The 13755-nt window shown below is 43.1% G+C and carries 13 protein-coding genes; 1 reads left to right on the top strand and 12 read right to left on the bottom strand.

The genetic code is table 11. The features are described from left to right. The first annotated feature begins 199 nt into the window (after positions 1–199). The gene (gene hrpB / locus ABJF57_RS00480; protein ID WP_462235541.1) at positions 200–2689 is read left to right on the top strand and encodes an ATP-dependent helicase HrpB; all 2490 of its coding nucleotides are present in this window, start codon (positions 200–202) and stop codon (positions 2687–2689) included. A gap of 229 nt (positions 2690–2918) precedes the next feature. Here hrpB and ABJF57_RS00475 read toward each other — a convergent pair whose 3' ends face one another. The 12 genes from ABJF57_RS00475 to paaA all read right to left on the bottom strand — a co-directional run bounded on the left by ABJF57_RS00475 (position 2919) and on the right by paaA (position 13730). Continuing rightward, a complete protein-coding gene (locus tag ABJF57_RS00475) occupies positions 2919–5483 on the bottom strand; it encodes an FtsX-like permease family protein (RefSeq protein WP_462235543.1) in 2565 nt (854 codons plus the stop codon). A 6-nt stretch (positions 5484–5489) separates the two neighbouring features. Continuing rightward, positions 5490–5816, bottom strand: a complete 327-nt coding sequence (locus ABJF57_RS00470; protein WP_462235545.1) for a PadR family transcriptional regulator — start codon at positions 5814–5816, stop codon at positions 5490–5492. 338 nt (positions 5817–6154) lie between these two features. Continuing rightward, entirely contained in the window at positions 6155–7246 is a 1092-nt protein-coding gene (gene hisC, locus ABJF57_RS00465; protein ID WP_462235547.1) for a histidinol-phosphate transaminase, read from the bottom strand. Between the two features lie 90 nt (positions 7247–7336). Then, positions 7337–7753: a hotdog fold thioesterase gene (locus tag ABJF57_RS00460; protein WP_462235549.1), complete on the bottom strand. Its 417-nt coding sequence runs from the start codon at positions 7751–7753 to the stop codon at positions 7337–7339. A gap of 181 nt (positions 7754–7934) precedes the next feature. Further along, complete coding sequence (locus tag ABJF57_RS00455) at positions 7935–9092, bottom strand: 3-hydroxyacyl-CoA dehydrogenase NAD-binding domain-containing protein (protein WP_462235551.1); 1158 nt, start codon at positions 9090–9092, stop codon at positions 7935–7937. Continuing rightward, positions 9092–9865: an enoyl-CoA hydratase-related protein gene (locus ABJF57_RS00450; RefSeq protein ID WP_462235553.1), complete on the bottom strand. Its 774-nt coding sequence runs from the start codon at positions 9863–9865 to the stop codon at positions 9092–9094. Before ABJF57_RS00450 ends, ABJF57_RS00455 begins: the two co-directional genes overlap by 1 nt. Before the next feature lie 32 nt (positions 9866–9897). Beyond that, positions 9898–10215 (bottom strand): four helix bundle protein, encoded by a 318-nt coding sequence (locus ABJF57_RS00445; protein WP_462235554.1) that lies wholly within the window; start codon positions 10213–10215, stop codon positions 9898–9900. Positions 10216–10339: 124 nt separating this feature from the next. Next, positions 10340–10801 (bottom strand): 1,2-phenylacetyl-CoA epoxidase subunit PaaD, encoded by a 462-nt coding sequence (gene paaD / locus ABJF57_RS00440; protein WP_462235556.1) that lies wholly within the window; start codon positions 10799–10801, stop codon positions 10340–10342. Next, positions 10801–11565 (bottom strand): GNAT family N-acetyltransferase, encoded by a 765-nt coding sequence (locus tag ABJF57_RS00435; RefSeq protein WP_462235558.1) that lies wholly within the window; start codon positions 11563–11565, stop codon positions 10801–10803. Before ABJF57_RS00435 ends, paaD begins: the two co-directional genes overlap by 1 nt. A gap of 72 nt (positions 11566–11637) precedes the next feature. Continuing rightward, entirely contained in the window at positions 11638–12393 is a 756-nt protein-coding gene (gene paaC, locus ABJF57_RS00430; RefSeq protein WP_462235560.1) for a 1,2-phenylacetyl-CoA epoxidase subunit PaaC, read from the bottom strand. Between the two features lie 86 nt (positions 12394–12479). Then, positions 12480–12761 carry a 1,2-phenylacetyl-CoA epoxidase subunit PaaB gene (paaB, locus tag ABJF57_RS00425; RefSeq protein WP_462235562.1) on the bottom strand — a complete coding sequence of 94 codons (282 nt, stop codon included), beginning with the start codon at positions 12759–12761 and terminating at the stop codon, positions 12480–12482. A 27-nt stretch (positions 12762–12788) separates the two neighbouring features. Beyond that, complete coding sequence (gene paaA / locus ABJF57_RS00420) at positions 12789–13730, bottom strand: 1,2-phenylacetyl-CoA epoxidase subunit PaaA (RefSeq protein ID WP_462235564.1); 942 nt, start codon at positions 13728–13730, stop codon at positions 12789–12791. Positions 13731–13755: the final 25 nt, after the last annotated feature.

The raw sequence follows: 13755 nt of genomic DNA, 5'->3' as shown, positions 1-13755 counted from the left end.
ATCAAGTCAGGTATGACTACTGAATATGAGTTTACGTTTGGGTCATGCCTTGTAAGACACGGCATCTTCCAACGCAAAGGTTTTATTCAAACCGATCTTTCAATAAATCAATCCATTTGGGATTGGAGTATTGAAAATCTTAATTGAAGATACTGTTCTAAGTAAGGTATGACAAAAAGAGTCACACTAACTTCGCCATATGTCCTTCGATCCGAAATCCATAGACCTTCCCATAGTTGAAATCCTTGATGAAGTAAAAGCACAACTTCAGCAAGAAAATACCCTCATTGTGCACGCACCACCTGGAGCTGGGAAAAGCACGCTCCTCCCCATAGCGCTCTTTGAGGAAGCTTGGCTCAAAGGACAAAAGATCATCATGCTGGAACCACGCAGACTGGCTGCACGATCCATTGCTATGCGTCTGTCAGAACTGCTGGATGAAAAAGTAGGAGAGACCGTAGGCTACCGCATTCGATTTGAAACCAGAGTTAGTGAAGCCACCAAAATTGAAGTGGTCACAGAGGGAATACTTACACGCATGCTTCACGGAGATAATACGCTCGAGGGTGTTGGTCTTGTTATTTTTGATGAGTTTCATGAGCGGAGCATCCATGCAGATGTGGCGCTTGCACTTTGTCGAGAGTCACAACAAGTTCTGAGGCCAGATTTAAAGATCATGGTGATGTCTGCCACATTGAATATGCCGCAACTTACTCAGTCGCTGAAAGCTCCTGTAGTAGAAAGCGAAGGGCGACAATACCCGGTGGATATCGAATATGTTGGAGATCAGGATCAATTCATGATTCCAGAGATGACTGCAAATACGGTGATCAAAGCTTCCAGGGTGCATGAAGGAGATGTTTTGGTGTTTATGCCTGGGCAAGGGGAGATCACCAAATGCGCAGACATTCTTAAATCTAAGTTGCGTGGCTTCTCTATCCATCCACTCTATGGTCAGTTACCCTATAATAAGCAGAAGGCAGCGATCCTTCCAGACAGGGAAGGGCGAAGAAAAGTGGTGTTGTCAACTAACATTGCTGAGACGAGTTTGACGATAGAAGGCGTTAAGGTAGTTGTGGATACAGGCTTTGGTCGAACAATGAAATGGGACCCAAAATCGGGACTTTCACGCCTGGAGACTGTCCAAATATCGAAGGATTCTGCAGATCAGCGTGCTGGGCGTGCGGGTAGATTGAGTGCCGGAGTTTGCTATCGCATGTGGTCAAAAGCAACCGATAGTCGATTGCAAGAACATCGCACACCTGAAATATTGGAATCTGATCTCGCTTCTCTTGCATTGGATTTGGCCAGTTGGGGCATTAGCGATCCCTTGAGTCTGACATGGCTAGCGCCTCCGCCCAGAGGAGCCTGGCGAGCAGCCGTACGGACACTCCATGAAGTAGAGGCACTCGAAAATGGTCGTATCACTGAGCATGGCAAAGAAGTCCATCGATTGCCTTGTCATCCGCGATTAGCACACATGATGCTGATGGCCGAAGAGGAAGGGCAGGAAAGCCTTGCAGCGGATGTTGCTTCCTTGCTAGAAGAACGCGATCCACTGGGAAGGGAGGCAGGCATCGATATCAACAGCAGAATCGAAGCGTTACGTACCCATCGAAGAGAGGGTCGAAAAGGAGGTCGCTTCGATCGGATCGAAAAGATCGCTGGATCCTATCGCCAATTATTTGATGCAGAGGTAGACAATGAGCCATTCGATCCCTATGAGACGGGCTTACTGCTCACACATGCATTTCCCGAAAGGATAGCCTTTGCGAGACCGGGAAACAATGCTCAGTTTAAACTGGCCAATGGACGAATTGCCATGGCTGGACACAAAGATGACCTGGCACACGAGTCGTGGCTGGCCATTGCAAATCTGGATGCACGTGATGGTATGGGTAAGATATTTATGGCTTCCCCCCTCAACCCAAAGGATTTGGCTACCCGAGTAAAGGAAGTAGAGGTGGTTGAGTGGGATACCGAAGATGGTGGGCTCAATGCTAGTAAAGACCTACGAATAGGCAGTATCGTATTGAAGTCTGTTCCTTTGCCGGACCCCGATCCTTCTCATTTGAAAGATGCCATAGTTCAGGCGATCAAGAAAGAGGGACGCACACTTTTGGACTGGAATGAGGAAGTAGAGCAACTACAGAATAGAGTAGCCAGCCTAAGAAAATGGCAACCGACTCAAAGTTGGATGGATTTAAGTACCGATACTTTGCTTATGACGAATGAAGAGTGGCTTTCACCATATCTGACAGATGTCAAAAATCCGAGAGACTTGAAGAAAATCAACTTGGGTGAGGTTCTACTCCATACAATGGAATATGATAAGCAGCAGGAACTGCATCGACTGGCGCCAGCTAAAATGGACGTGCCTAGTGGTTCCAGTATCAAAATCATGTACCGTGATAATGGGGAAGCACCCGTCTTAGCAGCGCGTATTCAGGAGCTATTTGGGATGGCGGAAACGCCTACGGTAAACGATGGTAAAATTCCAATGCTCATTCATTTGCTATCTCCCGGCTACAAGCCTGTGCAGGTGACATCTGACTTGAAAAACTTCTGGAATGAAACCTACTTCGAAGTGCGCAAAGACCTCAAAGGTCGTTACCCTAAGCACCATTGGCCGGAGGATCCTTGGACTGCTGAGGCGGTGAGAGGCGTGCGGCGAAAGGAAAGTAAGTAATTGTAGTTTGTCATCCTGAACCTGCCTGCGGTAGGCAGGCGCAGTGAAGGATCTACTTCATTTGATGAGATGCTTCGTTCCTCAGCATGACAACACAAAATCGATATGTACGGATGACTAGCTATATTTTCAATTTTCTCATGCTGAAGATACCGCATCAAGTGCGGTATGACAGAGTGGGGTGCAGTGTCATGCCGTCCTTCGAGACGGCATCTTCCTATAGCTCCTTTCACTCATCCTTCAAATGCACTACAGGATTTGTGCGCGTGACTTTCAGCGTTTGCACAACTATGATCAGCACAAGTACAACTATTACGGACATAGCAGCAACTGTACCTTGCTTCCAGCCAAAATTGATACGGTTATGGTAATCCGCAAGCCATTGCTCAGTCAGGTAGTAACTTAAGGAAATTCCTACGGCCAGACTTGTTATGATTGGGGCAATGAATTTTTTAATCATCATCCAGATAATCTGGCGATTTTCAGCACCCATCACGCGCCTGATACTCAATTCTTTCAGCTTTCTTTGTATGGTCAGACCTACAAGTCCTAAGAGGCCAAAAGCTGAAATGAAAATAGCTATGATGCTTCCCAAACCCGCAATCTTAGAGATTTTACCCTCTTGCTCAAACTTATCTCGGTAAAGTGTTTCCATGTAGTCATAATTGAGCGGGATTGGATCAAACACCTTACTCCAGGCGGCTGTCATTTTCTCGCTAAGAACTGCTCGCGGTGCTGTTGACTTGACTAGAATCTGAAAACCTTGTCTCTCCTCCGCATAGTCGAAAAAAAGCATTGGGCGTAGTTCAGAGACCGGCCCAAAAGCATAGTAGTCTTTAATCACACCTACGATTACCGAGTTATCAAAAAAATCAATAGGCTCACCGATTGGATTTTCACCAATCCCTGCTTTTTCAACAAAGGATTGATTCACAAGTACTCCGTTTGCGATACCGCTCTTCTTGGCAGCATGAAGTGTTTGCCCTTCCAATAGCTGGATGCCCATTACCTCTAGGTATGCGGTGTCTATGTTTTTAAAGGTGAGACTGAATTGATTTTCTCCATCATCATATGCGGTCATTCCATATCCGCCAGAAGATGTTAGGGATTGAATTTCCGGAATAGTGCCCAGGTGATTTGTCAATACGTTCTCTTTCCCACTCCCAATCAATTCTGTCGGAACATTGATTTTGATAACGTTTTCGACATTGTATCCCCTATCAAAATTCACCAAGTAGTTCAGCTGTCCTTTGAATACAAGCATAGATGCAATCATAATGATGGAGATCGAAAACTGGACAATCAGTAATGTTTTCGTTACTAAGACACTTTTTCCAACTCTTTGCTCTCCTTTTAAAGACTTAAGGATTTTCAATTTGGATAAAAGCATGGAAGGGTAAAATCCACTAAGGATGGCGATGGATATAATAATCAGAGATAGTCCTACTAAATTCTTAAGACTGAGAAGGTCACTGAGATCAAACTGCTTTTCTACTAAAAGAGAGAACTGTGGCGCAAGGAGTGCATAGAGAGCTATGGCTAAGACTGTAGCTAGCAGTGTGGTAAGAAGAGATTCGGTCATCAGCTGCTGAAATACTCCTGAATTTGCTGAGCCAATGATCTTGCGTACTGCTACTTCTCGTGCTCGATTGATGTAAAGGGAGATACTGAAATTGGCATAGTTGATGATGGAAATTAGTAGGCACATCAGGCCTGCGATAACAATGAACCAAATCAGCTCACTATTACCGCCAGGCAAAAAGCCTTTAGAAGCAAAATATTCATCAGAGAGATGAAGTGAGGCTAGTGAAGTGAGCTTGGGGAGGTACTCATTTTCTGTTTTCTTGGGGTTAATCAAGTCTTTGATATTCGCTTTTAGCTGCTCAATGTCAGCAGCTGCATTCACCTTCATCAAGACGCTGAGGTCAAAGTTGCTTGATTTTGTAGCATTTGTTGGTGACTGATTTAAGTAATGAACATAGGGCAGGATGAGGTCCGCCCGAATGGAGGTATTTTTAGAAATATCCCTATATACGCCTGCAACCAGATAGGTGACGTATGAAGCGGAATCAAGTAGTTGTATTTTTGCATTGACTGCCTCACCTCTGATGTCCAGCTTAAATGCCAATTTTTCCGAGATTACTACCTTATTAGGGGCATTGAAAGCTCCTGGATCTCCTTCTAGAAAATCCAGGTCTAGAAAATCCATGAGTGATTTTTCAGCGATCAAATAATCTTGATCGATGGTGCCTTCGGGAAGTTTCATTGCTGCATTGTCTTCGGTGAATCGTGCGACTTGCTCTACCTCAGGTAGCTCATCCAAAATCTGCTGCGTGGTAACATGTGAGCATCCAGGGAGGTTGATCAAATTATCAAAAAGGCTCACCTGAGTGGTCATTCTGTAGATGTTTTCAGAATCAGGAATGTGGGTATTGTACGCCAATTGGTCAGAGGCGTATAGGTATGCAAACCAACTGAATACTATGCCAATGCTGAGGCCAAGTATATTGATGGAAGAGTAAGCTTTGGTTTTCCATAGAAATCGCCAGCCGGTCTTAATGTGACTCTTTGAAAGTGTGAGTAATCTGTCCATTTTATCGTAAGGTTTGAGGTTTGAGATTTTGAAACTTAGAAGTGTTTCCTTAATGAATTGACGCTTGGCAAATCGCTTCCCTTTGGTGTCCATGCGCCAGTAAAACGATTCGTGTAGATCTCCCTGAATCTCTTCAAGGAGGTCTTCACGGCAAATTCGTCGGAGCAGCTTGTCTGCCCATTTTGGTGGATCATGTGCCATGAGTCATCAGATACTTTGAAAATTAAATCCAGGAATAGCCTGCCACAGATTGCTCCGTTTTTCCTTTAGTTCATGTGCGATTCTGAATCCTTCCCGAGTGGCTTTATAAAGTCGCTTTCGTCTTCCACCGCGCTCAGCAGTAGGTTCGCCCATTTCGGATTTCACTAACTTCTTCTTTTCCAGTCGCTTCAAGACCACATGGATGGCGGGCAGGGAGATGGTCTGTTCAAACTGCTCTTCGTAGGCTTTCGCTACTTCTACGGCATAGGTATTTTCCTGTGCCAACAGTATGAGGAGGATGATTTCTTCAAGTACACCGAGTTGTAGATTCATTTCATTAACTTTTGTTTAACATACGAATATGATAAACTTTTGTTTAACTAATGATGGAATCTAAAAAAAATAGTTTCAGAGGAGAGCTGTAATAAGATTTGTAAACATTCTGAGTGCAGTGAAGAATCTACTTCATTTGGCGAGATGCTTCGTTCCTCAGCATGACAACACAAATGGAATCAAGGCGAATCACTTTGCGACTTAGGACGAGAAGGGAGCGGCATGAAGTAAGCGTACAGCCTGCCTGCGGTAGGCAGGCGCGGATATCTGTGGATGTGGAAAAGGGGTTTTCTCTCCAGAGTTTAAAAAGATACTGCATCAAGTGCGGTATGACAGAATCAAAGTATCTCTTCCAAAGCCTCGATACAATGCTGATTCTCATCAGGCTTACCTACAGAGATGCGTATGCAGTGACTGATGGGATCGTAGAGTGGTCGGACAAGGACACCTCGTTGCATGAGTGCTTCGAACACCTTCATCACTTCTTCTTTGTCTTTCCAGACTGTCATGATGAAGTTGGCATATGAGCGAACATACTTGACATCCAGGCGATCAAACTCCTTGTAGTAGTATTTTAACTGCTTAGTATTGTTGTCTATGGTTTTTTTGAGAAAGTCGGTGTCATTGAGCGCGCCAATGCCCGCTGCCTGCGCCATCGCCGTAGGCTCAAAAGTGAGCTTCACTTTATTCAAGGCATCGATGATTTTCTCGTGTCCAATGCCAAAGCCTAGCCTCACACCTGCAATGCCATAGGCCTTGCTGAATGTACGTAGCGTCAGAATGTTGGGGTAATCCATCTTGAGTGAGTTCGGAAAGTCCGGATGCAGGGCTTCTGAATATTCGAAGTATGCTTCATCCACAATCACCAGAATATGATCGGGCACATGTTGCATAAAGTTGTCAAGCTCTGCCTGTGAGACCATCGTGCCTGTTGGATTGTTCACATTGGCGAGGTAGATCACCTTGGTGTTTCTATTGATCCTACTTTTAATGGCTTCAAGATCGAATTCATACGTGGAGGTCATCGGCATAGCTACGCAGCGCACATTGTTGATGCGTGCCCAGTTGTAAATGATAACAAAGCCGCCTTCGGAAGTAAGAAATTCGTCTTCTCCGGCACATACTGCACGTATGGTCTGCATCAGTACAGACTCTGACCCATTTCCTACAAATATCTCTTCTGGCTTTTTACCATACTTTTTGGCCAGGATTTCTTTTAAATCTCTGCTTACTGGATCAGGGTAATAGTTGATGGATTCGTAAGCTTCAATCACAGCTTGCCTGGACTTAGGTGAGTAGCCAAGCGTATTTTCATTGTTCCACAGGATGGCCACCTTCTCCCAGCCGTATTCTTCCTTTAGCTGAGGGATGGTTTTTCCTGGTTGGTAACTCCGGATTGCAGCAATGTGATCAGGTATCTTTATGTTCATGTTTAGTGATTGGTAAATTGGTAACTAGTTATTCAGTTGATTGGTTTTTTTATTACTGATTTACTAGTTCACTAATTGACTGTTTTCTATTTAAATAATATCCCAATTCTCTTCTTTTCTAAAAACCACTCCTTTAAACAATCCTACCAATTCATTGTTTCGCGTAACTCTCACAATGTATTGACCGAGACTTCTGGATATGTTTTCTTTTTCCGCTGTAGCGATGAGTTCGTCTCCTTCAAAAATGGGTTTGATGTGATTGATGGATGTCTCAATGGAGACTGCTTTTTGACCGTGAGAATTAGAAGCAAAAGCAAAAGCAGAATCTGCTAACGAAAATGAGATCCCTCCGTGTGCCACAAGGTGACCATTTAACATTTCATTGCGTACTGTCATTTTGATCTGTGCAAACCCTTCTTTTACTTCCAAAACCTCTACACCGAGCCATCGGCTAAAGGTGTCTTTGGCCATCATCTCAGATACTATTTTTTTTGCGGTTGATTCCATTTTCTTTTTTTATGAAATTCTTCGCCGTGCCTGCCTTTGTCAGCAGACAGGCTCAGAATGACATGCTAAATATAATTCTGGATTGTCATGCTGACGAAGGAAGCATCTAGTCGTTGGTTAATTGAGGCTTGTTTGTGAGACTTACACCAATCAACCAACTGTTTAACTAAGCTACTAATCATCAATAAAATCTTTGATTTTCCTTTTTCATCCTTCTCAACAGTGGACTGCATCTATATCTGTCTTCTCCATATTCTTCGTACAGCGCATTAAGTTTTTTCACACACCAGTCGATCCCTTTTTCATCAGCCCATTTCAACAAACCTTTCGGGTAGTTTACTCCTTTAGTCATGGCGGTATCAATATCCTCTCTACTAGCGATATTCAGGAATAAAGCATCTGCAGCTTCATTGATTAGCATGACTAACGCACGATCCAATATTTCATTACCTAGTTTTTCATCTTTGATTGGCTCAGGCTTAATGGCCCCCTCAGCATAGTCATAATAACCCTTGCCTGATTTTCGTCCAAGAAAACCCGCTTCTGACATTCGTTTCTGGGTGAAAGAAGGCTTATACCTAGGATCATAAAAGAAGGATTGAAATACCGTCTCAGTTACCGTATAGTTAATGTCATTGCCAATGAAGTCCATCAATTCGAACGGTCCCATGCGGAACCCACCTAGCTCTTTCATGGCCCAATCGATGGTAGCAAAGTCAGCAATCCCTTCTTCATACATCCGCAAAGATTCGCTGTAGAATGGACGAGCCACTCGATTCACAATAAATCCAGGAGTGTCTTTAGCCAAAACAGTCAATTTTTTCCAGCTATCCACCCAGTCTTTTGCTTGCTTGGTAGTTTCTACTGCGGTTTGCACAGCTGGGATAATTTCAACCAGTGGCATCAACGGTGCAGGGTTGAAAAAATGAATACCAACAAAACGTGAAGGGTTTTCTAAAGAAGCTCCGATTGATGCGAGTGAAAGCGAGCTTGTATTGGACGCGATGATGGTATCTTCACGTACAATTTTTTCAACCGTAGCGAAAACTTTTTGTTTGATATCCAGATTTTCGACAATTGCTTCAATCACCAAGTCGGAATTTTCGAAATATTGCTGATCTCCGGTGAAATCAATTCGTCCAAGAATTTTATCTGCAGTATCCTGATCGATTTTACCTTTCTCAACCAGGCGGATCATCACTTTGACAAGACTTGTAGAGGATTTCTCTAGAATCTCACTGTTGGTATCGCTGATGACTACTTCCCAGCCTGCCGTCGCAGCTACTTGGGCTATTCCGGTACCCATGGTACCGGCTCCTATCACACTTAATTTTGGCATTACTCTCCTTTAAATTCTGGTTTTCTTTTTTCAATAAAAGCATTTACACCCTCCTTGTAATCATGTGTTTCCGTGGCTTTGAATTGCCATTCTTTCTCTAGTTCCAGTTGCTGATCCAGGTTAGAAATAAAAGACTGATTTAACAAGTGCTTGGTATAAGCAAGTCCTTTGGTTGGCATTTTCGCCAGTTTTTGGGCGATTCCTTCGGCCTCATTAATGAAAGCTTCATCACTAACTACTTTGTAGATCATGCCAATTCGCTCTGCTTCGGTTGCCGAAACCTTGTCTCCTAACATCATTAGTGCTGAAGCTTTACCAAACCCGATGATACGCGGAAGAGTAAAAGTGCCACCACTGTCCGGAACCAATCCTATTTTGCTGAATGCTTGGATGAAAGATGCTGATTCTGTGGCTACTACCACATCACACGCTAAGGCAATATTGGCACCTGCTCCAGCTGCAACGCCATTTACTGCGGCGATTATCGGTTTCTCAATACTTCTAAGCTGTTTAATAATTGGGTTGTAGTGCTCATCAACAATTTGCTCGATTTCCAGCCCATTATCAGCGATGGCTTCCTGCAAATCTTGTCCTGCACAAAATGCTTTGCCATTTCCGGTAAGCATGATTGCTCTCACCTCTGGGTCGTTTGCGTAAGCATCAAGGGCTTCTTGAACCGCCAATGCTAGTTCCTTATTGAAGCTATTGAAGACATCCGGACGGTTGAAGGTGAGGATGCCGAGATTGTCTTTTTTGGTTGTTATTAGTGACATTGAGTTAATCAGTTGATTAGTGATATGAGGATTTAGTTTTCTTTTTTTCGATTCTTTAAATAATTGATGTATCCGTTCATCATTTTACTTAACTCTTCATTCTTGGAAACAAGTTCCTCAAAGATATCTTGTTGAATGTAGTTTTCATCAAGCGCGACTGTTAGATGATCAAATGTTTCAAGAAGACTTCCTCTGGCAATTCTGCAAAACTGAATATTTTCTTGATAATGAAACCTACCATGACCTTCTGCAATATTAGCGGTTACGGATCTCGATGACCTAATTATTTGATCAACAAGTTTATACTTTTCATGAGCTGGGAATTTTTTTTGATAGCGTAGATATTTCATTCCGAAAGATTCTGGACTTTTTCCAGATCTCGAGATCAGTTAGTGTCATAGTTGGATGTCTAGTTAGTAAGTGATTGGCGGTAATCAAAAATTACTAATTAACTGATCACTAATTAACTACTCCTCAATGGCACTTGAAGTAATCGAAGGGCTCCAGACAGTCATTGCATTTGAAGAGTGATTTGCAAGCGGTGGATCCAAATTCACTTACCAGTTGTGTGTTTTTAGAACCACATTGTGGACATTCAATATCCTCGGGATTAGTCGGGTTGGGAGGAGCGATACCGTATTCTTTCAGCTTGCGCTTACCTTCATCCGTCATCCATTCTGTAGTCCATGCCGGGGATAACACTGTGGTTATTTTGAACGATGTGATCCCATCTTTTTTCAATGCGTTGTTGATTTCTTTTTCAATTTCCATCATTGCGGGACAACCAGAATAAGTAGGAGTGATGACTATCTCTAATGCATCCCCTTCAACGATGACATCACGCACGATTCCTAAGTCCATCACTGAAATCACAGGTATTTCAGGATCTGTCACGTTTTGTAGCAATTCGAGAATATGGTCTTTATCTATTGTCATCACACAAATTCATAATATGTGGAATAGTCCTTAAATCCGAACTTTTTGTAAATATTCAGTCCGTCTGCTGTTCCCTGTAGGATTCCGTTTTTATATCCTATTTCCTTTGCCTTATTTAATGCGAAAGTGAGCAGTGTAGTTCCAATACCCATTCCTCTGTAAGCTTCCAGTGTAGCAAATCCATAAAACCCGACTGTGTCAGAATTGGTTGGAAACAACTCCACACATGAGACAGGCTTGTCTTCGTGATAGTATATGTACAGCTCGATGTTATTGTTAGGATCAAGGTAGTACTTTGCTGTCCGGTTGTAGTAGTTAACTACATTCTGATCTGCAGGCGACCAATTCTCTGCTATGACACGAGAGTAGATTGCCAGGGATTCCCGATCATTGACCTGTCTGATGTTTAGATGATTTATATTTTCTACGTATTGATAGTGTTCAAACTGCATAGCCATGCCTACTTCACTCGCTTGTTGTTCAATGTTGAGTTCATTGAACAGCATCTGAATGTTTGAACTCAGGTTTTCTTTGTTTATCCAAATGCAGTATTTCAGGTCATGTGATTGGAAGTGATTCAGCACTTGGGTCAACTCCTCCTTTTTTAAGTCTGGATGATTGATATAAACGATGTTGAAGGTATCGCAGGATAGGCCGCTATCTACATAGGTAAGATGCCCCAAATCAAGTGTTTTCATCTCATGATGAAGGGATGGAACTCTCGTGGCGTGCAGGAGAAAGTTATTTGATATTTCGGCTTTCACGTTTTTAGTGATTGGTTAAATAGTTAATTAGTGAAATAGCATTTTACCGTTAACTCACTAATCAACTAAAAGCTACCACTCTAAACCTGGATAAGTACGTTGCAAAAATTGAAGATCTGCCAGGATATAGCCCAGGTGTTCTGAATGACGTCCATCTTTCCCTCCTTCGTGTGCATACGTGCTTTCAGGAAATTCAAGAGTAGCCTCGTTCAGCACTTCTTTGATCTTGGCGTCTCGCTTCTCTTTCAATGCCATCAAATCGACACCATATCCTTCTTCAAGCGCCTTAGCTTCTGTTTCGTTGGGCTTGGTTAGCTCACCGGCATAAGACCACAACTCTTCTATTGCTGTCTTCATACGATTGTGACTTTCTTCTATGCCATCTCCGAGCCTAATTACCCAATCACCACTCCACTTAATGTGATACAAAGCCTCTTTGTGAGATTTTGCCGCTATAGCAGCCAAGTGCTCATCCGAGCTACTCATTAACGCTTCGTAGAAGAAGCAGCTGTATGTATCGTATAGAAATTGACGGAAAATTGTTTTTGCGAAATCACCGTTTGGTTGTTCAACCAGCAATGCGTTGCGATATCCCCACGCATCTCTCAAGTAGGCAATGTCGTCTTCAGATTTGCCCTCGCCTTGAATCTCAGCAGCATATTGGTACCACATCCTTGCCTGTCCAATCAAGTCGAGACTGATGTTGGTCATTGCAATATCTTGCTCCAAAATAGGGCCGTGACCACACCACTCACCTAAGCGTTGACCTAGAATTAGACAGTTGTCTGCATGTTGCAGAACATAGTTGTATTTATTTAAATCAGTCATTCGTTAATTCGTAATCAGTTTTGATAAGTTAACTAGCTTGCGCAATCAGTCCTGATCACGTATTACTAATCAACTGATCACTTTAATCACATATGCTTTACTTCGTCTGGCAAATCGTAAAAAGTGGGGTGACGATACACTTTATCTTTTGCGGGTTCATATAGTGGATCGGAATCGTCAGGATCAGAAGCAGCAATGTGTTCTGATTTCACTACCCAGATGCTGACACCTTCATTCCTTCGAGTATAAACGTCCCTTGCGTTTTGGATTGCCATCTCTTCATCAGAGGCATGCAGACTCCCCACATGTTTGTGGTTCAACCCCGCTTTGCTTCGAATGAAGATTTCCCATAGTGGCCAATTTTTCATGAGTTTAGATTTAGTGTTGTCTTTAATTTATGCTGCTTCTTGACGCTTCGATTTTTTCTCAGCATGTGCAGCGGCTGCTTCTCTTACCCACGCACCATTATCATAGGCATTTCTTCGTGCATCTAATCGCTCTTTGTTGCATGGTCCGTTTCCTTTGATCACATTGAAAAACTCTTCCCAATTGATCGCGCCAAAATCATGGTGACCTCTTTCTTCATTCCATTTGAGATCTTTATCCGGTATGGTAATTCCTAAAAGGTCAGCTTGTGGCTTTGTGGCGTCAACAAACTTTTGACGCAATTCGTCATTCGTGAATCGCTTGATTCCCCATCGCATGGATTGCTCCGTGTGAGTAGATGCTTCATCCGTTGGGCCAAACATCATTAGTGAAGGCCACCACCATCTATTGAGTGCATCTTGTGCCATTTTCTTTTGTTCTTCAGAGCCTCGGCATAGCGTCAACAGTATTTCAAACCCCTGTCGTTGGTGAAATGATTCTTCTTTGCATACCCTCACCATAGCACGCGCATAGGGCCCATAAGAAGCTCGGCAAAGTGGGACTTGATTCATGATAGCAGCGCCATCTACTAGCCATCCTATTGCACCCATGTCTGCCCAGGTAATGGTTGGATAGTTGAAAATGGATGAATATTTGGCTTTTCCAGAGTGGAGATCCCGCAATAGTTGGTCTCGTTCCACACCTAAAGTCTCACAAGCACTATAAAGGTACAGACCATGTCCAGCTTCATCCTGAACTTTGGCTAAAAGTGCAGCTTTTCTTCTAAGAGAAGGGGCGCGTGTAATCCAATTTGCTTCAGGCAACATGCCCACTATTTCAGAGTGTGCGTGTTGTGAAATCTGACGAATCAATGTCTTTCGATAGTTTTCAGGCATCCAGTCTTTCGGCTCGATGCGAATGTCTTCATCTATCTTGCTATTAAATCGATCTTCTAAACTCTTAATGTCCATGGGTTAAAGTTAATTAGTTGATTAC

This window comes from Ekhidna sp. (assembly GCF_039940915.1).
GTDB lineage: Bacteria > Bacteroidota > Bacteroidia > Cytophagales > Cyclobacteriaceae > Ekhidna.
Note: the sequence above shows the minus strand (reverse complement) of the source record. Positions and strands in the feature narration are given on the sequence as shown.

Coding starts and splice junctions, on each gene's coding strand:
- hrpB (WP_462235541.1), top strand. CDS start 200: ATGTCCTTCGATCCGAAATCCATAGACCTTCCCATAGTTGAAATCCTT.
- ABJF57_RS00475 (WP_462235543.1), bottom strand. CDS start 5,483: ATGGCACATGATCCACCAAAATGGGCAGACAAGCTGCTCCGACGAATT.
- ABJF57_RS00470 (WP_462235545.1), bottom strand. CDS start 5,816: ATGAATCTACAACTCGGTGTACTTGAAGAAATCATCCTCCTCATACTG.
- hisC (WP_462235547.1), bottom strand. CDS start 7,246: ATGAACATAAAGATACCTGATCACATTGCTGCAATCCGGAGTTACCAA.
- ABJF57_RS00460 (WP_462235549.1), bottom strand. CDS start 7,753: ATGGAATCAACCGCAAAAAAAATAGTATCTGAGATGATGGCCAAAGAC.
- ABJF57_RS00455 (WP_462235551.1), bottom strand. CDS start 9,092: ATGCCAAAATTAAGTGTGATAGGAGCCGGTACCATGGGTACCGGAATA.
- ABJF57_RS00450 (WP_462235553.1), bottom strand. CDS start 9,865: ATGTCACTAATAACAACCAAAAAAGACAATCTCGGCATCCTCACCTTC.
- ABJF57_RS00445 (WP_462235554.1), bottom strand. CDS start 10,215: ATGAAATATCTACGCTATCAAAAAAAATTCCCAGCTCATGAAAAGTAT.
- paaD (WP_462235556.1), bottom strand. CDS start 10,801: ATGACAATAGATAAAGACCATATTCTCGAATTGCTACAAAACGTGACA.
- paaC (WP_462235560.1), bottom strand. CDS start 12,393: ATGACTGATTTAAATAAATACAACTATGTTCTGCAACATGCAGACAAC.
- paaB (WP_462235562.1), bottom strand. CDS start 12,761: ATGAAAAATTGGCCACTATGGGAAATCTTCATTCGAAGCAAAGCGGGG.
- paaA (WP_462235564.1), bottom strand. CDS start 13,730: ATGGACATTAAGAGTTTAGAAGATCGATTTAATAGCAAGATAGATGAA.